Source organism: Flavobacterium sp. LC2016-12, from assembly GCF_015351595.1.
GTDB lineage: Bacteria > Bacteroidota > Bacteroidia > Flavobacteriales > Flavobacteriaceae > Flavobacterium.
On the sequence record NZ_JADKPT010000001.1, the window covers coordinates 559851 to 580638 of the forward strand.

General features: G+C 33.8%; 18 protein-coding genes. 12 read left to right on the forward strand and 6 right to left on the reverse strand.

Annotated elements, in window-relative coordinates:
• Positions 1-80 precede the first annotated feature (80 nt).
• Positions 81-1601, reverse strand: a complete 1521-nt coding sequence (locus IRZ99_RS02390) for a choice-of-anchor I family protein (RefSeq protein ID WP_194655737.1) — start codon at positions 1599-1601, stop codon at positions 81-83.
• Between the two features lie 187 nt (positions 1602-1788).
• Here IRZ99_RS02390 and IRZ99_RS02395 point away from each other — a divergent pair, with 187 nt between their 5' ends.
• Entirely contained in the window at positions 1789-2829 is a 1041-nt protein-coding gene (locus tag IRZ99_RS02395; protein ID WP_194655738.1) for an agmatine/peptidylarginine deiminase, read from the forward strand.
• Positions 2830-2923: 94 nt separating this feature from the next.
• Here the strand turns inward: IRZ99_RS02395 and fahA are convergent, their stop codons facing one another.
• On the reverse strand, positions 2924-4210 hold the full coding sequence (gene fahA, locus IRZ99_RS02400) for a fumarylacetoacetase (RefSeq protein WP_194655739.1): 1287 nt from the start codon (positions 4208-4210) through the stop codon (positions 2924-2926).
• A gap of 108 nt (positions 4211-4318) precedes the next feature.
• Here fahA and glyA point away from each other — a divergent pair, with 108 nt between their 5' ends.
• The 4 genes from glyA to IRZ99_RS02420 all read left to right on the forward strand — a co-directional run bounded on the left by glyA (position 4319) and on the right by IRZ99_RS02420 (position 8112).
• Positions 4319-5593, forward strand: a complete 1275-nt coding sequence (gene glyA, locus IRZ99_RS02405) for a serine hydroxymethyltransferase (RefSeq protein ID WP_194655740.1) — start codon at positions 4319-4321, stop codon at positions 5591-5593.
• A gap of 150 nt (positions 5594-5743) precedes the next feature.
• Positions 5744-6337 (forward strand): tRNA-(ms[2]io[6]A)-hydroxylase, encoded by a 594-nt coding sequence (locus IRZ99_RS02410; protein WP_194656127.1) that lies wholly within the window; start codon positions 5744-5746, stop codon positions 6335-6337.
• Between the two features lie 210 nt (positions 6338-6547).
• On the forward strand, positions 6548-7588 hold the full coding sequence (locus IRZ99_RS02415; protein WP_194655741.1) for a GMP reductase: 1041 nt from the start codon (positions 6548-6550) through the stop codon (positions 7586-7588).
• A gap of 20 nt (positions 7589-7608) precedes the next feature.
• Entirely contained in the window at positions 7609-8112 is a 504-nt protein-coding gene (locus IRZ99_RS02420; RefSeq protein ID WP_194655742.1) for a GNAT family N-acetyltransferase, read from the forward strand.
• An 87-nt stretch (positions 8113-8199) separates the two neighbouring features.
• On the opposite strand, the gene IRZ99_RS02425 is transcribed toward IRZ99_RS02420, so the two are convergent.
• Together IRZ99_RS02425 and IRZ99_RS02430 are read right to left on the reverse strand one after the other, a co-directional pair.
• Positions 8200-8925, reverse strand: coding sequence for a hypothetical protein (locus IRZ99_RS02425; RefSeq protein ID WP_194655743.1), 726 nt, complete (start codon positions 8923-8925; stop codon positions 8200-8202).
• A gap of 131 nt (positions 8926-9056) precedes the next feature.
• Complete coding sequence (locus IRZ99_RS02430; protein WP_194655744.1) at positions 9057-9635, reverse strand: pentapeptide repeat-containing protein; 579 nt, start codon at positions 9633-9635, stop codon at positions 9057-9059.
• Between the two features lie 194 nt (positions 9636-9829).
• On the opposite strand from IRZ99_RS02430, the gene IRZ99_RS02435 reads away from it, so the two are divergent.
• The 5 genes from IRZ99_RS02435 to IRZ99_RS02455 all read left to right on the forward strand — a co-directional run bounded on the left by IRZ99_RS02435 (position 9830) and on the right by IRZ99_RS02455 (position 15176).
• Positions 9830-11101 (forward strand): BamA/TamA family outer membrane protein, encoded by a 1272-nt coding sequence (locus tag IRZ99_RS02435; RefSeq protein ID WP_194655745.1) that lies wholly within the window; start codon positions 9830-9832, stop codon positions 11099-11101.
• A gap of 202 nt (positions 11102-11303) precedes the next feature.
• A complete protein-coding gene (locus IRZ99_RS02440; RefSeq protein WP_026985447.1) occupies positions 11304-11978 on the forward strand; it encodes a response regulator transcription factor in 675 nt (224 codons plus the stop codon).
• Position 11979: 1 nt separating this feature from the next.
• Positions 11980-13383, forward strand: a complete 1404-nt coding sequence (locus tag IRZ99_RS02445) for a HAMP domain-containing sensor histidine kinase (RefSeq protein WP_194655746.1) — start codon at positions 11980-11982, stop codon at positions 13381-13383.
• Positions 13384-13460: 77 nt separating this feature from the next.
• On the forward strand, positions 13461-14183 hold the full coding sequence (locus IRZ99_RS02450; protein ID WP_194655747.1) for a universal stress protein: 723 nt from the start codon (positions 13461-13463) through the stop codon (positions 14181-14183).
• 45 nt (positions 14184-14228) lie between these two features.
• The gene (locus tag IRZ99_RS02455; RefSeq protein WP_194655748.1) at positions 14229-15176 is read left to right on the forward strand and encodes a bestrophin family ion channel; all 948 of its coding nucleotides are present in this window, start codon (positions 14229-14231) and stop codon (positions 15174-15176) included.
• Positions 15177-15236: 60 nt separating this feature from the next.
• On the opposite strand, the gene IRZ99_RS02460 is transcribed toward IRZ99_RS02455, so the two are convergent.
• The gene (locus IRZ99_RS02460) at positions 15237-16655 is read right to left on the reverse strand and encodes a PLP-dependent aminotransferase family protein (protein WP_194655749.1); all 1419 of its coding nucleotides are present in this window, start codon (positions 16653-16655) and stop codon (positions 15237-15239) included.
• Between the two features lie 102 nt (positions 16656-16757).
• Between IRZ99_RS02460 and IRZ99_RS02465 the strand changes: the two genes are divergently transcribed.
• Together IRZ99_RS02465 and IRZ99_RS02470 are read left to right on the forward strand one after the other, a co-directional pair.
• Complete coding sequence (locus IRZ99_RS02465) at positions 16758-17675, forward strand: EamA family transporter (RefSeq protein WP_194655750.1); 918 nt, start codon at positions 16758-16760, stop codon at positions 17673-17675.
• Between the two features lie 143 nt (positions 17676-17818).
• Positions 17819-20080, forward strand: a complete 2262-nt coding sequence (locus IRZ99_RS02470; protein ID WP_194655751.1) for an acyl-CoA dehydrogenase — start codon at positions 17819-17821, stop codon at positions 20078-20080.
• 263 nt (positions 20081-20343) lie between these two features.
• Here the strand turns inward: IRZ99_RS02470 and IRZ99_RS02475 are convergent, their stop codons facing one another.
• Positions 20344-20688 (reverse strand): 5-carboxymethyl-2-hydroxymuconate Delta-isomerase, encoded by a 345-nt coding sequence (locus IRZ99_RS02475; RefSeq protein ID WP_194655752.1) that lies wholly within the window; start codon positions 20686-20688, stop codon positions 20344-20346.
• Positions 20689-20788 lie beyond the last annotated feature (100 nt).

The following is a 20788-nucleotide window of genomic DNA, read 5'->3' on the forward strand; positions in this document are numbered from 1 at the left end:
GTTAATGAAATCTAAATTATGGGCATAAAAAAAGAGTAAAATGTTTTATTTTACCCTTTTCTTAGATTGATGGTTGAAACTTATTTTAAATCTGGCTGATAGATTTTTACGGTTCCGTCACCTTCGCTGCTGACAACCAAAAGACTTCTTTTTGTAGGGCTTTTAGAAGCAGGAATAAATAATACTCCTTCCGGTGCATCTCCTGTTTTTACTGTTTGCAAATATTGAGGTGATGCTGGATTTGTTACATCATACGTCATGAAAGCATCAGATCTTTCAAGGCCAACAAATAAAATATTCTGGCTCCCCATCTTTACAACTTTTACAGCTTCTGGTTCAGAACCTTTGTCGTCACTACGTTTGTCATCATAAGTTCCCAGTTCTTGTGTTTTTTTGTCCACATCATTTTTACTATCGTAAACAATCTTCCCTGTGCTTCCATTCCATATTGTAAAAGAACGCGCTCCAAAAGCTACCATTTCGTCTAGATCACCATCGCCGTCAGTATCTCCCATGTCAGCGATAAGGTTTAATCTTCCTAAATTTGTTTCTAGTTTTAAAGTTGCTGCATCAGGAAAAACAGTAGCGTCTAACGTTAAGTCTTTCATTCTTTTGATATCAGTGTTAGCAGTATATTCTCTTGCGTCACCTTCATTGGCCGTAACAAAATAAGGAACGTTATTAGCAGAAAAATGGCTTATAGCATCCGGCATAAACATACCTTTAACTTTCCATGGATTAAAAGCAATCTTGTCGTCTTTATCGCTTACATCAATTGCATTTTCAGCTGTATTGTAATTTTTATATCCTAAAGGATAAATAGCCGTAATTGTTTTAGAAGTCAAATCTACTTTTGCAACACCGTTATTTTCTTGCAAAGTAACCCAGGCAGTTTTTGAATCATCTGAAATAGTAACGTATTCTGGTTCAATATCCTGAGCGAAACTTTTGGCAACTTTTGAAATTCTGAATCCGTCTTTTTTCAAAGTTTCAGCCTGAGGAGCGAAAGAAGCAAAATCTAATGTTGTAACAGCATAAGTACTAGTTTCAATAATAGAAATAGTTCCGTTTGGATCCTGAGAATAATCTGTATTTGGTTCACCTTCATTAGCCGTCATAATATATTTTCCATCAGGCGAAAAAGTAATCATATCTGGCAATGCACCTACGGTAACTTGCTTTATTAAACTGTAATCTGTGGTATTAAAAATTACAACTTTTCCGTTTCCTTGTTTGTTTGTGGTTGATTCTAATGCAACAGCTAATTTTCCATCATAAACATCAACACTATTTGAAGCTCCTTCATAAGGAGTTAGGTCAATTTTACCAATTTTAACTGGTTTGGTCGGATCTGAAATATCAATTACATCAATTTGATTTGTGCCGCTATTGTTAACAGTAAAAAGTCTTTTTGTTTTTTCATCATAAGTAGAAATTTCTGCTGCTGCTTCACCCCCAATCGTGATAGAACCAATTTCTTTAAAAGTTCCCGGATTTTCGTTTACAACAGCTTCTTCTGGTTCGTTGTTTGAATTTTCATCATTATTACAACTCGTCATAATTAAAAGAGCAGTTAGTAATGAAATAGTTAATTTTTTCATTTTATTAGTTTTTAGTTTCGTCAAAAGTAATTAGGAGATCTTGGTCGTATATTAAGCCTTCATTATTTAATCTTTAACTTAATTTTTGCAAGATATTTTGGCTTAATTGTGGTGGATTTTTAATAGACTGTTTTATAATCCTTTCGAATGATTATCTTTGTACTCTTTCAAAATTTAGAACCTTTTTATGTCAACAAATAATAGAAGATTTCCAGCAGAATGGGAAAACCAACAAGGAATTGTATTGTGTTTTCCGCATAATGGTAATGACTGGCCAGGAAAATACGAAGCTGTTCAATGGGCTTTTGTAGAATTTATTAAAAAAGTAGCCACTTTTGAAACTGTTTTTTTGGTCGTAGCCGATGAAAAACTAAAAGAAAAAGTAAACGAAATTTTAGAAAGAGCACGAGTAAATCTTGCGAATGTTTCTTTTATCATTCATAAAACCAACAGAAGTTGGATGCGTGATTCCGGGCCAATTATTGTAAAAAATGGTTCAAAAAGAGAAGCTTTGAATTTCAATTTTAATGGTTGGGCAAAATATAAAAACTATCAGTTAGACAAGTTTGTTCCGGGTAAAATTGCAGATTTCATTGATGTTCCTTTAACACAGGTTATGTACAAAGGAAAACCGGTAATTGTTGAAGGTGGTGCGATTGACGTAAACGGAAGAGGAACTTTATTGACTTCTGAAGAATGTTTAATGCATCCAACAATTCAGGTTAGAAATAAAAATTTCACCAAAGAAGATTACGAAGCTGTTTTTAAAGAATATCTTGGAGTTACCAATGTTATTTGGCTTGGGGACGGAATAGAAGGAGATGACACACACGGACATATCGACGATTTATGCCGATTTGTAAATGAAGATACAATCGTAACGATCGTAGAGACGGATAAAAACGATTCAAATTACAAACCATTACAAGATAATCTAAAGCGTTTACAAAATGCCAAATTAGAAGATGGGAAGTCGCCAACCATTGTCGCATTACCAATGCCAAAACGTGTAGATTTTAAAGATTTAAGATTGCCGGCAAGTTACGCTAATTTCTTAATTCTGAATAAATGTGTTTTAGTGCCGACGTTTAACGACAGCAATGATCGTGTGGCTTTAAATATTCTATCCGAATGTTTTCCAGATAGAGAAGTAATCGGAATTAGCTGTATCGATTTCATCTGGGGATTTGGTACATTACATTGTTTAAGCCAACAAATTCCAGCTTAGTTTGCGAGATTAAAACATAAAAAAAACTTGTTAGAACAAACTAACAAGCTTTTTTTATTTATACACATTAAAATTAATGTATTGAATCTTCTCTTCATGCTCTCACAAAAGGAGGTAATAATTGGCTTGAAACTTCTCCAAAACCAATACGAACTTCATTGCTTTCACAGAAACCTCTGATGATTACGGTATCATTATCTTCAATAAATTTACGTTCGCTTCCGTCTTTTAATTTTATTGGATTTTTTCCGCCCCAGGTTAATTCTAACATAGAACCAAAACTGTCAGGAGTTGGGCCAGAAATTGTTCCAGAACCCATCATATCGCCAGAATTTACACGACAACCATTAGAGGTGTGATGTGCTAATTGCTGGGCCATGGACCAGTATAAATATTTAAAGTTTGATTTAGAAACTACAGTTTCTTCCTCTTGATTCTCAGGTTGAATTGAAACTTCTAAATGAATATCAAAAGCTTTTTTTCCTTTGGTTTGTAAATAAGGAAGCGGAGACGGATCTTGTTTAGGTCCTTTAGTTCTAAAAGGTTCCAAAGCATCCATAGTTACAATCCACGGAGAAATTGACGTTGCAAAGTTTTTGGCTAAGAAGGGTCCTAGTGGTACATATTCCCATTTCTGTATATCGCGCGCGCTCCAGTCATTCAATAAAACCATTCCGAAAATATAATCTTCAGCTTCGTATGTTGGGATATTTTCTCCCATAACATTAACATCGGTCGTTATAAAAGCGGTTTCTAATTCAAAATCTACTAAACGAGAAGGCCCAAAAACTGGATATTTTTCCCCAGCTGGTAAAGTTTGTCCCATTGGTCGGTGTACCGGAATTCCGGACGGAACAATAGTAGAACTTCTTCCGTGATAACCAACCGGAATGTGTAACCAGTTTGGTAATAAAGCGTTTTCGGGATCGCGGAACATTTTACCAACGTTTGTAGCGTGTTCTTTACTTGAATAAAAGTCGGTATAATCTCCAATTAAAACCGGTAATTGCATTTCTACATCATCGATTTTAAAAATAACAATATCGCGATCTTTTGTTGAATCTCTTAGTTGTGGATTGGTTTCGTCGAAAATATCGGCGATACGATTTCGAACCAAACGCCATGTTTTTTTTCCGTCAGAAATAAAATCATTAAGCGTATCCTGCATGAACATATCATCAGTTAAATCTATTCCTTCAAAATAGTTTAATTGTTGTAAAGCCCCTAAATCTATAGCGTAATCGCCAATTCTTGTTCCTACTGTAACGACATTTTCTTTGGTAAGAAATACACCGAAAGGAATATTCTGTATAGGGAAGTCACTATTTTCTGGTACTTCTAACCATGATTTTCTTTTGGTATCGTTGGCGGTTATTGGCATGTGTATGTTAATTATTTGTTGAAAAATTCTATGTCAAATATATCATAATCTAACAGTATCACAAACGTTTTTTTGTATTTTTGCATCAAATTAACGAAAAACGAAAAAATGCAACGCGACGAACAAATTTTTGACCTTATACTAGAGGAACAAGACAGACAAATTCACGGATTAGAACTTATCGCTTCAGAGAACTTTGTAAGCGACGAGGTAATGGAAGCAGCTGGTTCTGTTTTAACTAACAAATATGCTGAAGGATATCCTGGCAAAAGATACTACGGCGGTTGCGAAGTAGTTGACGTTATTGAGCAAATTGCAATTGACAGAGCCAAAGAATTATTTGGTGCTGAATACGCAAACGTACAACCTCACTCAGGTTCTCAGGCAAATACATCAGTTTACCATGCATGTTTAAATCCTGGTGATACTATTTTAGGTTTCGATTTATCTCACGGTGGTCACCTGACTCACGGTTCTCCTGTAAACTTTTCAGGTCGTTTGTACCGTCCTGTTTTTTACGGTGTTGATGCTGAAACTGGTCGCTTAGACTATGATAAAATTCAGGAAATTGCTACTAAAGAAAAACCAAAATTAATTATCGCTGGAGCTTCTGCTTATTCTCGTGATATGGACTTTGCACGTTTCAGAGAAATTGCTGATAGTGTAGGTGCAATCTTATTTGCTGATATTTCTCACCCTGCAGGTTTAATTGCTAAAGGATTGATGAATGACCCAATTCCACATTGTCATATCGTTTCTACAACAACACACAAAACTTTACGTGGACCACGTGGAGGTTTGATTTTGATGGGGAAAGATTTTCCAAATCCACAAGGATTAACAACTCCAAAAGGAGAAATCAGAATGATGTCATCTTTATTAGATCTGGCTGTTTTCCCTGGAAATCAAGGTGGACCTTTAATGCACATTATCGCTGCTAAAGCAGTTGCTTTTGGTGAAGCATTAAAAGATGAATTCTTTACTTACGCTATGCAATTGCAAAAAAATGCAAATGCTATGGCTGATGCTTTCGTAAAAAGAGGTTACAAAATCATCTCTGGCGGAACTGATAACCACATGATGCTTATTGACTTAAGAAATAAAAATATTTCCGGTAAAGAAGCGGAGAATGCATTAGTAAAAGCTGAAATTACAGTAAATAAAAATATGGTTCCATTTGATGATAAATCACCATTTGTAACTTCTGGAATACGCGTTGGAACAGCTGCAATCACAACTCGTGGTTTAGTTGAAGAAGATATGGAAACTATCGTAGCGTTAATCGATAAAGTATTAGCTGATCACACAAATGAAGCTGTTATTGAAGAAGTAGCTAACGAAGTAAACGAAATGATGAGCGAAAGACCGATTTTCGTATATTAATAAACTTGAAACTTAATTGTTTCAAGTTTCAGGTTTCAAGTTTAAAGTTTTGTGACACGTAATAAAAACGTAAAGCAAAACTTTAAACTTTTTTTCGTTCCTAAAAGAACCTGAAACAAAGAAAACTTGAAACAAAACAAACAAAAGATTATGGGCGTACTAAGATTGCAACTGCCAACAGACCCAAGATGGGTAAATATTGTAGAGAAAAATATTGAAGAAATTTTGACTGATCACGCTTGGTGCGAGCAAAAAGCAGCAACCAATGCGATTACGATTATTACCAATAACTCAGAACATCAGGATTTGGTGCAAGATTTATTGGCTTTAGCCAAAGAAGAAATCGATCATTTTGAGCAAGTTCACAATATAATCATCAAAAGAGGATTGAAGTTAGGCCGCGAACGCAAAGACGATTATGTAAATGAATTGTATTTATATATGAAGAAAAGTGGTGACGGAAGCCGTGTTTCTGGTCTTGTTGAAAGATTATTATTCTCAGCCATGATTGAAGCCAGAAGCTGTGAGCGTTTTAAAGTTTTATCAGAAAACATTCAGGACGAAGAATTAGCTGTTTTTTACAGAGAATTAATGGAAAGTGAAGCGGGACATTACGTAACATTCATCACATACGCAAGAAAATACGGAGTTGGAATCGATGTTGAGAAACGCTGGAGAGAATGGCTTGCTTATGAAGAATCGATTATTTCGAATTACGGAAAAGGAGAAACGATTCACGGGTAGTTTTTAGTTTCAAGTTTCAAGTTTCAGGTTTCAGGTTTTTATACTTTGTGAATCTCTGTGAAACTTTCGTGAATCTCTGTGGAATTATTTCCAGCAATCTAAAATCTAAAATGGAACAATTGTTAATAACTGAATAATTAGTTTTCTCTTGATTTTAAAGACGTCATTTTCAAAATTAATATCTTTGAGAGTAACAGAAAATTTAAAGCCATGAGAATAGAAACTGATTTGAAATTAGGGTTTAAAGATGTAATGATTCGACCAAAAAGATCAACGCTTAAAAGCCGATCTGAAGTCTCTCTCGAACGAAATTTTAAATTTTTGCACAGCACCACAATCTGGACAGGTATACCGATTATGGCGGCGAATATGGATACGGTTGGTACTTTTGAAATGGCTAAAGTTTTGGCTAAAGAAAAATTGTTTACCGCTATTCACAAACACTATTCACCTCAGGAATGGAACGATTTTTTAAAGGATCAACCAGAAGATTTCTACAATTATATTGCGATAAGCACAGGAACCGGTAAAGAGGATTTTGCTAAAATAGGACAAGTTATAACGGCAAATCCGCTTTTGAAATTCATTTGCATAGATGTTGCCAACGGTTACTCCGAGCATTTTGTTCAGTTTTTAAAGCAAACCAGAAAACAATACCCTGATAAAGTCATTATTGCAGGAAACGTTGTTACCGGTGAAATGGTCGAAGAATTGCTTTTGGCTGGTGCCGATATTGTAAAAGTCGGAATTGGACCCGGATCTGTTTGTACAACCCGTGTAAAAACAGGTGTTGGATATCCGCAGCTTTCGGCGATTATAGAATGTGCTGATGCAGCTCATGGTTTGGGCGGACATATTATCAGTGACGGTGGTTGTTCTACGCCCGGAGATGTAGCAAAAGCGTTTGGCGCAGGATCTGATTTTGTAATGTTGGGCGGAATGTTAGCCGGACATACGGAGAGTGGAGGAGAACTAATCGAAGTCAACGGTGAAAAATTCAAACAATTTTACGGAATGAGCTCTACAACTGCGATGGACAAACATGTTGGCGGAGTAGCTGAATACAGAGCAAGTGAAGGGAAAACAGTTCAGGTTCCTTTTAAAGGAAAAGTCATCAATACAGTTTTAGATATTTTGGGAGGTTTACGAAGCGCTTGTACTTATGTTGGCGCTTCGCGTTTAAAAGAACTTACTAAACGCACAACTTTCATCCGAGTAAGCGAGCAAGAAAATCAGGTTTTTACTAAATAATAAAAGGATTTTAATAAAATATGATTACAATTTCAGAAGCAAAAATTAGTGATATTAAGCTAATTCAAAATATAGTACATATAACCTGGCCCATTACTTACGGCGAGATTCTATCAAAAGAACAATTAGATTATATGTTGGATCTTTTTTATTCGGATGAAGCATTAACAGATCAATACAATAAAAAAGAACAATTATTTTATATGATTTATGAAGGTGAAACTAATTTAGGTTTTATCGGAATAGAACATAATTACAATGGAGAAACATTAACAAAAATTCACAAAATATACCTTCTGCCTGAAACACAAGGAAAAGGAATTGGTAAAAAGGTTATTGATGAAATTGGAAAATTAGCTTCAGATAACAATTCAACAGCATTAATTTTAAATGTAAACCGATTTAATTCGGCTTTAGGTTTTTATAAAAAAATAGGTTTTGAAGTGGTTGATGAAGTCAATATTGACATTGGAAAAGGTTATTTGATGGAAGATTATGTGATGGAGAAAAAAATAATTCATTAGAAATAAAAGCAAATAAAAATGACCTAAACACTTGAATTGCGTGTTTAGGTCATTTTTATTTTAATTGATTTGTCTAAATGAAAATATTTAATTTTTTAAATCATATTCTTTATCAATCTGTTTTATAATGGTTTCTCCAGATTTGATTAGATTATTATATCGTTCGTAAATCTGATTCCAGGGAATTAGGTTTTTAGTTAATTTTCTTCCTTTCGGTGTTGTCAAGACATTCCAATTGTCTTCGATACTTTCAGGATTATTTAAATTTTCATCTAAATAAGTCTGTAGTTTTTTCTGATTTGACATCCATCCTGATTCTGATGCTTCAACTTCTGAAAGTGTTTGTTGATAATATTTTAAAATATTTAATGAAAGAGAATCGTTTTCAATATTTCCTATTCTCCCGGAAGATACAAAACCATTAAATCTATAAATATTCGGCCTTAAATATATATTGACGTATAAGTAAGGCAATTGCTTTTGAAGATTGTGCTGATCGTAAGGTTTGCTTCTTTCTAAATTGCTAAGAGAGCCATAGATTTTTCCGAATTCCTGATATTGTTTAATGATGTCTTTACTGTCATTAACATCACTTTGGATATCAGATCTCAATCCAATCAAAAACTTTTTAACCTGTTCCTGTTCGTGTTTGTGTTCACTCCATCCGTGTAGCCAAATAGACAAGGAAACTGCGAATACAATAATGAAAATTTCTAACCCAATTTCTTTTATTTTTTCGAGAAGGGTGTGCTTTTTATTAGTTGCGATTTCATGCATTTTTTTAGTGTGCTTAATTACTTCTAATTCTGCCATTTTTTTTTGAAATTTGATTTAACGATGACAAAAATATATTAAATGAAGTTAAAAACTTAAGATATACTGAATAATTTTAATAAAAATTTTATTGCCAAAATAAAGCATTAATTCAATAGAAAAAAGCTTAATTAATTGACAATCACATCATGTTTAAACAACAATCCTTTCACTTCTTTCAAAGCAAAAACAGCTTTCTTTAGTTTAGTTTTTGACGGATCTATCGTATAATTATAACTCGTTTTAAAGTCGGCTTTGTTGGCAATTGCTTTGTCAAATTCAGATCGGTATAAATCGCAATTATCAAAAAGTACGCTGGTAAGATCTGTGGCCATAAAATCTACGGCAATCAGACTGCAGTTGGTAAATGTTGTTCCTTTTATTTTTAAGGTATAAAATTTAGAAAAATCCAGTATACAATCATAGAAGTGAACTTCAAAAATCAGTTTATCGCACATCGCAAAATTTACTTCTTTGATTTCACAACGATTAAAAGTGGCAGTTCTAAAAGCAACATAATTAATTTTAGCTTCACTAAAAATACAGTCATTAAAAACACAATCAATAAATGTAACGGCTAAAAAGGTACAGGCAGAAAAGTTACAATTATTGAAGACACAGCATTCAAAATCCTTGAAATTGGCTTCGTCTCTACCATAACTGATAGAATTGTATTCTTTATCAAGAAAATATTCAGACTCTTTTTTCAATGTTGTTTTTTGATGATTATTTGCGAGTGAAAAGATACTGATTACCGTAATAATTGACGAATTTTCAATCCTAAATTTTTAAAATGTTATATAATTTATTCTTGTAATTTAAAAGAATATTCGTGTAAAATGTTGAAAATAAGGCTTATATTTACAATAAGATTGAATCGTTATTTCCAAAAATAAACTTTCAGATGGTAAAATTTTTAAAAAATAATTGCTTTCAGAAGAAATATAAAATCTTAGTGTTATTGTTTTTTATACATTTTACTTCAATCGCTCAAAACGACTCCATTAATCCCAATATTTGTCCTCCCAAAACAATAATAGAAATTTTCAAAAAGAAAGATTCTGTCTATGTTGTTAAGCCTATAAAAAACAGTTTTTTCTTAATCATTCCGGCCATTGGTTCTCAACCAGCAACAGGATTCTTTTATGGAGCAGTAGCACAATATACTTTCAAAGGAAAAGAAAAAGCAGATAAATATTCGATAGCCAATGTTGGAATAACCTACACCACAAAAAAGCAATGGCTGATAAATATTAAGAATAATATTTTATTAAAAAATAACAGGATATTCTTAAGCGGTGACTATAGAATGTACATATTTTCACAGCCCAACTACGGGTTAGGTACCAATATTATTCCTGCTGCAAGAGACAAACCACAAGGTTTTAGTATTGATTCTATTGCACAGCCAATGGATTATAATTATTTTAAATTTCACCAGGCAGCTTCTTTTGAAGTAAAAAATAATTTTTATGTTGGTGGTGGAATCAATATTGATTGGTACGCCAATATAGTTGACAAAGAACTTGATTTGGAGAACGGAAAAACGACTTACCATTATGAATATAGCCAAAAATATGGATTTGATAATTCGGAGTATTTCCTGACAGGCGTGAGTCTTAATTTGGTACACGATTCCAGAGATAATCAGGTAAATGCGACACGCGGATGGTTTGCGAACATAAATTATCGATTTAATCCTGTATTGTTTAAAAATCAGGATAATAGCAATATTCTCTATGCAGAGTATCGCCATTTTATTCCGGTTTCTAAAAAAAACGAACGTTATATTTTGGCGCTTTGGACCTATGGACAGTTTGTAACAAGGGGAAAAGTACCTTATTTAAATTTACCCGCCATTGGCTGGGATCAACGCAGTCGAAGCGGAGAAGGGTACACACAAGGATTATTCAGAGGAACAAACTTAGTTTATCTGGCTTCCGAATTCAGGTTTCCAATTACTTGCAATCAAATGTTTAGCGGAGTTGTATTTACAAATTTTGTAACTACAAGCAATCCGGATACTGATACAAAACTTTTTCATTCCATTCAACCCGCTGCTGGTTTAGGTTTACGGATTTTAATAGATAAAGCAACCCGCACCAATTTAATTGTTGATCAGGCGTGGGGGAATAGTTCTAAAGGATTCTATTTAAACGCCGGCGAAACTTTCTAAAACAATTTCAATGGATATTATTTGAATTAGGTAGAAAAATTCTAAACCTAATTTAAGATAGCCGGTTCTAAATCTACATTCTGAAATCTAAAATCTGAAATAGCGTTCGTTCAACTGTTCATAATTAAATCATAATTTATAACAATTGAGATTTAGATTTTTAAAGGCAATCCTTATTTTTGTTACTAATACAATTATTCTAATGAAATTACTCATAGTCGAAGACGAACCAAATTTATTATCCATTTTACGTAAAGGATTCGCTGAAAATAACAATGATGTCAGCGTTGCTCTTGATGGTAAAACGGCTTTAGAAATGATTCAGAATTATACTTTTGATGTAGTAATTTTAGATGTAATGCTGCCGGATATCAACGGTATCGAAATTTGTAGAAGATTGCGAGCCGACAAAAATTTTGTTCCGGTCCTACTTTTGACAGCGCTGGGAACCTCGGAAAATATTGTTACCGGATTAAATGCCGGTGCAGATGATTATGTAGTGAAGCCTTTTAAATTTGGTGAACTCGATGCAAGGGTAAATGCACTTAATCGAAGAGCCAATCAGGAAACTGAAAAAGTAGATTCTATTATAATCAGTGATTTAGAAATTAATAGTAAATCTAAAACAGTTAAAAGAAACGGAGAATCAATTGTTTTGACTGCCAAGGAGTTTAAGTTACTCTATTATTTAGCAAAAAATACAGGCAGAATTGTATCCCGTGATCAGATTTTAGATAATGTATGGGACATTAATTTTGATATGAATACCAATGTTGTTGATGTTTATATCAATTACCTAAGAAAAAAAATAGACAAACCTTACACAACCAAACTAATTCATACCATGAAAGGTTTAGGTTATGTTATACAGCCATAAAATGGATATAAGAAAAAAAATTACTTTTACTTATGTTGCCCTTTCTACCTTTAGTACACTGCTATTGTGTGTTTTAGTTTTTGTATTGTTTCGTGAAAATAATCGATATCATTTCCTGAAAAGATTAGAAGACAGAGCTAAAATTGTGGCTTCAATTCATTTTCAAAATGATCCTGAAAAGAAAAAATACTATAGCAATCTTAAAAAAAATGGATTGGAAGAACTTATTGAAGAAGAGGAATATGTTCTTAAAATAAACAGTGCCAATAGTTTCGATTATAATACTAAATTAAATTTACCCAATGAGTTTTACTCCAATATTCTTGAAACAGGAAAAGATTATTTTGAGGTTAATAGTAAATATTATTTAGGTCAGGTTTTTACAGAAAATAATCAAAGATATATTGTAATAGTTGGTGCGCGCGACAAAAGAGGGAAAACCACGACCGTTTATATTGTGAAAATATTGCTTTTTGGCGGACTCGGTTTTGTGATTCTGGCTTTCTTTTTGGGGCGTTTTCTGGCTAAACGCGTTATTAATCCTGTGGCGAGAATTACCAAGGAAGTAAACAGAATTAGTGCTTCTAATCTTCATAACAGATTACCGGAGGTTAAAAATTCTGATGAAATCTCAGATCTTACACATACTTTTAATGATATGCTCGACCGACTTGAAACTTCTTTTGAAATTCAGGCGAACTTCATTAATAATGCTTCCCATGAATTAAAAACACCCATAACAACTATAATTGCCGAGTCTGAAATTATGCTTTTGAAAGAAAGAGCAGTTCCGGAATATATTCAGTCATTGGAGAATATTTACAGCCAGGCTTCAAGATTAGGAAATTTAACTGAAAGTTTGTTGAAGTTAACACAAACTGGTTACGACGGAAAAAAACAAGTTTTGGATATTGCCAGAATTGATGAGTTATTAATGGATGTAAAATCGGATTTGGATAAAATATATCCGGACAACCGTGTTAGCATCAAACTTAATTTTGCTCCTAAAGATTCTAATTTACTTTTAATTCCGTGCAACAAGCCTCTTTTAGAATTGGCGATCAATAACATTATTACCAACGGAGTTAAATATTCTGATAATAATGAAGTGTTTGTGACGCTTTCTGCCAATAAAGACTGGATTAAAATCAGTATTAATGATATCGGAATCGGAATTCCGCCAGAAGATATTCCACATTTATATGAACCTTTCTTTAGAGGAAAAATTGCAGCCAAATATATTGGTTACGGTTTAGGGCTTCCTTTGGCTTCTAAGATTATCCGCATGCACGATGGTGAGATACAAGTACAATCGGAACAAAACAAAGGAACGATTGTAACAATCATTTTTAAGAAAGACAATACCAAAAAAGCCAACATTAGAAATTCTAATGTTGAATCTTAGGAAATTCTAATTTTAACTTAAGAACCTTCTAATATACGAGTAGTTATTTTGTATGTATAAACTAAACGATTATACATATGAAAAATTTCCTTATACCAACGACTTTAGAAGAAGATACTATCAGCGCTGTAAAATCAGCTGTTAATCAGGCAAAAAATACTAATTGCGAGATTATTCTAATGATGGTTTCAGATACGCCTGATACTTTTTCATCATCACAGTTTTTGCGCGAAATGAGAGTTAGTCTTACTGCAAGTCAGGAACTAGTTCTTGAAACCTGCAGATATATTATCGAACATACTGCAAACTGCAAAATAAAAATTCACAATCAATACGGGCTTTCTGCTCCAATTTTTAAAGGCATCATCGAAGCCTTTGATGTAAAATTGATTGTTCTTACACAATCTTATAAGCAAGAAACAAAGCGAATTCATCAATATGCTATGCAATTGGCAGGAAATCAAAAATGCCCGATTTTGCATTTAGGCAACGAACAGTTTAAAGAAGATTTTAATAAAGCACTTTATATTGAAAACGGTAAAGCTAATATGCATGTTAAAGATGTTCAGCAGTACTTAAGTGCCAATTTCTCTTTTGAAATTGTTAGCCAAACCTCAAAATTTGATGATAATTACGAAGAATTTGCTCCTTATTTATCCGAAGCCATTTCAAAATATGATATCGATTTGTTAGTTGAAACACGTAAAGGCGAAAAAATCAAATTCACAAAAAATAAAAAAGAAAATATCAACGATAGATTAGGACTTCCTGTTTTGTCGCTATATGAAGAATTGGCGTAAATCCAGCTTCAAAAAAGAATACGTTTCATTTAAAAACGAAAAAATATGTTGTTAAAGAAAAGAATTCCAATGAAATATGTTCTTGGAAAAATAAAAGTAGAATTGGCACTCGTATTGGCTTACACGATATTGTTTGAAGTTTTTCATCACTATTTTATTAATGTTTCTGTGGATGTTCCAATTGCGATTCCAACTATGATTGGTACCATTATATCTTTATTATTAGCTTTTAAATCGAATCAGGCTTATGATAGATGGTGGGAAGCCAGAATTGTATGGGGAGCAATCGTTAATGAATCAAGAACATTAGTGAGACAAATGCTAACTTTTTATAAAGACCCTGATTTTTCTGTTGAAGCCAATGAGTTCAAAGAAAACTTCACCAAAAGACAAATCGCATGGTGTTATAGTTTAGGGCAGGCTTTAAGAAATAAAGATGCCATAAAACCAATCAAAGATTTGATTAGTGAAGAAGAAGTAAATTTTGTAAAAAATCATCAAAATGTACCAAATGCAATCTTATTGTTGCATGGTAGAGATTTGAGAATTGCAAGAAAAGATAAACGTCTTAACCCTTATCAACAAGTAGAAATTGATAACACCATAACAAGATTATGTGACGCAATGGGAAAATGTGAGCGTATTAAAAACACGATTTTTCCAACGACTTATAGCATGTATATCAGAATGACGTTGTGTTTATTTATTCTGTTATTACCTTTTGGATTGGTTAACTTGTTGAGTTGGTTTGCAATCCCGTTGATTACGACTATCGGAGGAATGTTTTTCCTGATCGAGAAAATGGCAATTCATTTACAGGATCCTTTCGAAAACAGACCAACTGATACACCAGTGACAGCTATTTCGAATACAATTGAAAAGAATTTAATGCAAATGCTTAATGAATATCAAAGTGAATTCGATATCATTAAGGAGTTTGATCTTAAACCGGAAACCAAAAAAGCGACAGCAGATGCTTATTTTGTTTTGTAATTAATGTTGGATTTTGATTTGTAAAAACCAGACAGCGTAATTGTTGTCTGGTTTTTTATTTTAATAATGCAGTAGTCTTCCTAATGTTTTAATTGATTCTCGTAATTCATTTGTCCATGGCAAACCAAAACTCAGGCGCATACAATTGGAGAATTGATCCTGAAAAGAGAAAATTCTTCCCGGTGCAATACTGATATTGTGTTTCATTGCTAAATGATAAAAAGCAGCTGTATCAATATTTTTATCCAGTTCTATCCAAAGGAAAAAACCACCTTGCGGCTGACTTACTTTTGTTCCCGTTGGGAAAGATTCTAAAACGGTATTGATATAATTATTGCAATTGTGATTTAGAATCTGGCGAATTTTTCGGAGATGATTTTCATACCTTCCATTTTTCAGGAAATCGCCCACAACTTCATGTGTAATAGTAGGTGAGGAGAGCGTGTGATAAATTTTATTGCGGAGTATTTGTTTTTTAAATTTCCCAGGTGAAACCCAGCCCACGCGATAGCCCGGAGCCAATGTTTTAGATACAGAACTGCAGCAAAGTACAATGCCGCTTTCGTCATACGTTTTGCAATTGGTTGGTCGGCTCGAGCCAAAATACAAATCGCCATGAATATCATCTTCAATTAACGGAACATCGTAAAACTCCATCAACTTAACGACTTCAATTTTATGTTCAACAGGCATCATACTCCCGGACGGATTACTGAAATTACTCATCAACAAACAAAGCTTTATCTTTTTTGTCGCAAGTGCTTTTTTTAGAGCCTCCAGTTCAATTCCTGTCGTCATATTAGTTGGCAATTCCATAATGTATAAACCCAGTGATTTTGCTAATTGTAAAATTCCAAAATACGCCGGGCTTTCAGTAATAATAGTATCTCCCGGTTTGGTCAGTGTCATAAGACAATGTGATATTGCACTCGTACAACCTGGAGTTGTAATAATATCATTTTCGGTTAATGAACCTCCCCATGTAAAAGACCAACGTGCAATTTCCTTTCTCAAATTAAGATTTCCCTGAACTTGTTCATAACTCGTTCCGCTATTGGGAAGCTGACGCGTTGCCTGAATAATTCCCTTATTTAATTTTGCAATAGGAAGAAGCTCATTCGAAGGAAACCCCAATGAAAGCATCGTAATACTGTTATCTGTCATATTACCATAAACCTGATCAATCAAATCTTCACGATCAATATTCAGGCATTTTAAAACAGGACTACTTGGCGAAGGTTCTGCAATAATTCTGGCAGAGGTATTACTCACATAATAACCGGATTGAGGCCTTGATTCAATCAAAGATCTGCTTTCGACTTCATAATAAGCTTTGCTTACGGTACTCATGCTGTAGCCAGTCTCGGCACAAACTTCGCGTATTGAAGGAAGCTTATCACCAACATTCAAAACGCCTGATTTTATTTGCTTTTCGATGCGATCGGCAAACTGAAGATATAAGTAATTGGAATTTTTCATAAAAAAAAAACTGTTATGGTGCAATTTACAAAAACTGTATCTGTATTGCTGTTTTATTTTTAAGAAATTTGCTTTAATAGAAAATTAATCAAAATAACCATCGTGAAAACAACCAAATATTACATAGCAGCCATTACTTGTTTTGCAATCTGGGGATTTTTTAGTCTGGCTCTGAAGCCAATCCATGAATATCCTTCTTTAGATATTTTATTTTACCGCGTCTTTAGTTGTAGTATTTTGATGTTGCTAATTGTTTTTGCTTTTAAGAGAAAAAAATTAGTAGAAACAGTTTCAATTTTTAAAGCGCTGTCAGCTTCAGAGAAGCGAAAAGCGATTTTATTAAATATTGGCGGAAGTGCTTTTTTGATGTTAAACTGGTTCACCTTTATTTATGTGATGAATCATATTAGCGTGAAAGCGACATCACTGGCGTATTTGGTTTGTCCGATTTTAACAACTTTATTGGCTTATTTCATTTTAAAAGAAAAATTAAGTAAAACACAATGGATTTCTGTTGGATTGAGTGTTTCCGGTTGTTTATTATTGTCGTACACAGCAATTATGGATATGTTTTTCAGTATTATTATTGGTCTGACATATGCTTCTTATTTGGTAAGTCAACGTGTCAATAAAGGTTTTGATAAATTTATTACACTAACGTTTCATATTACATTGGCGGCCTTGTTTTTATTGCCATTTTATCCGGCATACAGCGGGCCTGTTCCAACCGAATTTAAGTTTTATTTCTGTATCGAAACCATTGCGATTTTGTTTACCATATTTCCTTTATTTCTGAATCTTTATGCGCTTTCTGGCATCAATTCATCAACGGTAGGAATGCTTTTAAATATCAATCCAATGATAGCTTTTTGTTTGGCAAGTTTTGTTTTTCATGAACACATTAGCGCTTTGCAAATTGCAGCTTACAGCATCATTTTTATAGCGGTTATCGTTTTTAATTCACACCATATTTTTGCATTAAAACAGAAATATACCCTGTCGTCTAAAGATTCTCTTTAAATGTAATTTGCATACTTTTTATTGGTTTAAAAATAAATTACCAGAATCTTAACAGGATGTTAAAGCAGGAATGAGTATTTTCATTCCTGCTTTTTTATTGAGCAAAATTTATAATGCTGTTCCTAAACCGATTCTATATTTTTATGAAAAATACCAAACTTCAAGCCTTTATACCTTTATTTTATTTAGTGTGGTCTGATGATTTGTTGACTCAAAAAGAGTTTGCAACTATTCAGCAGTTTATTAATGATTTGGTGTGGCTTTCGCCCGAAGAAAAACAAAAGCTTCTTTCTAAAGTCGATATTTCAAATCCGCCTTCACGAAATGAACTCGCACAATGGAAATTGGATATTGAAAAAAGTATACAAGATAAATCTTCTATAAAATCTATTTTTGATATTGCAGAGGCACTTTCTGAAAAAGATGTAGACATTTCAACAATAAAACCTGAGTTTACAAAACTTGAAAATGATCTAGGAATTTTAGGCGAAGAAGTTATTCAGAACTTCAAAACCAAAGCAAGTTCTTTTACAGCCAATTCTCAAACGAATTCTAATTTTGATATTCAGAAAATAACGGAGCTTTTAGACGGAAAAGAAGCTGCCATTATCAAAAGAGTAAAATCAGTAATTTCAAGGCCCGAGTTTGCTTATGAAACTTCGACAGACATTAATGTTTACCGCCAAACCGTTTACAATTGGTGTAAAATTTTAGCCGAAGAAAACTTAGGAAGTATGGCGTATCCGAAGGAATATGGCGGTGGAGGAAACGTAGAAGATTATTTTGCGATCATGGAGACTTTGAGTTATCATGACCTGAGTTTAGTGATAAAATTTGGTGTTCAGTTTGGACTTTGGGGAATGAGTGTTCAATCGCTCGGAACCGAGAAACATTATGCTAAATATTTAAAAGATATTGGTTCGTTGAAAATTCCGGGTTGTTTTGCAATGACCGAAACGCATCATGGTTCGAATGTAAAAGGATTGGAAACGACAGCAACTTACAATCATAACGATCAGACTTTTACGATTCATACGCCTTATAAAAATGCCCAAAAAGAGTATATCGGCAACGCCGCAGTTCACGGACAAATGGCAACCGTTTTTGCCAAATTAATTATTGACGATCACGATTACGGCGTAAATGCTTTCATAGTGCCGTTGCGCGACACCAACGGAAATACGTTAAGTGGTATTACGATTGGCGACTGCGGGCATAAAATGGGTTTAAATGGCGTTGACAACGGAACAATTTCGTTTGATAATGTAATAATTCCGAAGGAAAACATGCTGGATCGTTTTGCTTTTGTAAATGATAAAGGAGAATTTGAAAGCCCAATTCCGAGTGATAACAGAAGATTTTTTACGATGCTTGGAACTTTGGTTGGAGGCCGAATCGGGATTCCACGTTCTGCATTAGCAGCAGCGAAATCAGGCTTAACAATTGCAATTCGTTACAGCGATCAGAGAAGACAATTTGGACCGGAAGGAGGTTCAGAAGTTCCGATCTTAAATTACAGAATGCATCAGCGAAGACTGCTTCCGCCATTGGCAAAAACATATGCCGTTCATTTTGCTTTGCAATATCTGACTAAAAGATTTTTGAATAAAACGGAAGATGAAATACAGGAAATCGAGGCCTTGGCTGCCGGAATGAAATCGTATTCTACCTGGAGCACCAGAGATATTTTGCAGGAATGCCGCGAGGCCTGTGGAGGAAAAGGATATTTATCTGAAAACCGAATTGATGATTTAAAAAACGACACCGAAATTTATACCACTTTTGAAGGTGATAATACTGTTTTGATGCAGTTAGTCGCCAAAAATCGTTTGTCAGAATTCAGAAAAGCATTTGGCGAAATGGGGTCTTTAGGTATTATTAATTATGTTTATGAAAATGCTAAAGTTGCTATTACCGAAAAAAATCCAATAGCAACCCGCAGAACAGATGATGAACATTTGCTGGATGATCAATTTCATTTACAGGCATTTATCCATAGAGAAAAAACAATTTTGGCCTCCGCAGCGCAACGTATTAAGAAATTGGTTGATGGAGGTTTAGAGCCGTACGATGCTTTTAATGTGGTTCAGCACCAAATGATAGATGTTGCTCAGGCATATCTGGAACGAGTAGTTTTAGAACAATTTCAAGCAGCGATTAAAACAGTTCAGGATGAAAAATCAAAAGAAATATTGACAAAATTAAACCAATTATACGCGCTTTCGCAGTTAGAAAAAAACAAAGGATGGTATCTTGAAGATGGTTATATGGAAGCAGTGAAAACCAAAGCAGTTCGTAAAATGGTCAACCAGCTTTGTTGGGATATTCGTCCCGATGCTGTCGCGTTGGTAAATGCTTTTGATATTCCTGAGAGTTGTTTGGCGGCACCAATTGCTGTTAATTGAGAATATAGAGTAAAGAGTAAAGAGTAAAGAAAATAGATTTCGGCTTTGTCAAAGTTTTAAACTTTGACAAAGCTTTTTTATTTGCATTTTTGTCATCCTGAGGGAGGAAGGATCACACTAGAAACTCGACAAAGAGTGGCGATGTACTTTACGGAGCTACAAGTGTGGTCCTTCCTTCGTCAGGATGACAATATTGGGGTCATTAGGCTTTAAATTTTATAACAAACATATAATGATATAAATTTTATTATATCACGTCAACCTTAAATCATCGTTTTATTAAAATAACTCGCCTTCTCAAAATCTTTGATATTAATTGAAATCACTGGGACTTCAGAGAGTATTTCATTCAATTTTGTCACAATTGCTTTTGATAATTTTGCTTTTTGATCTGTATTTCGGCCTTCCATAATATAACCAAATACGTGAATGAAATCATCCAATGTATTTCCATTATTATAATAGGAAAATGGATTGATACGGACTTTAATTTCAGAAGAAATAAAGAGATCAGTTGATAAAGCGGCGTTAAAAACTTCCTGCATAATTTCGTCGGCAGATTTTAATCGGATTACGTTTTCGGAACAATCAATAACAAAATGTGGCATGTTGATTTAGTTTTTATTAAGGAAAAGTTGTTCTAACAAAATTAGAAAAAACATTGCGCAGATTTCTTTAAAAGGGGGTTTTTATAAGACGCTTTTTATA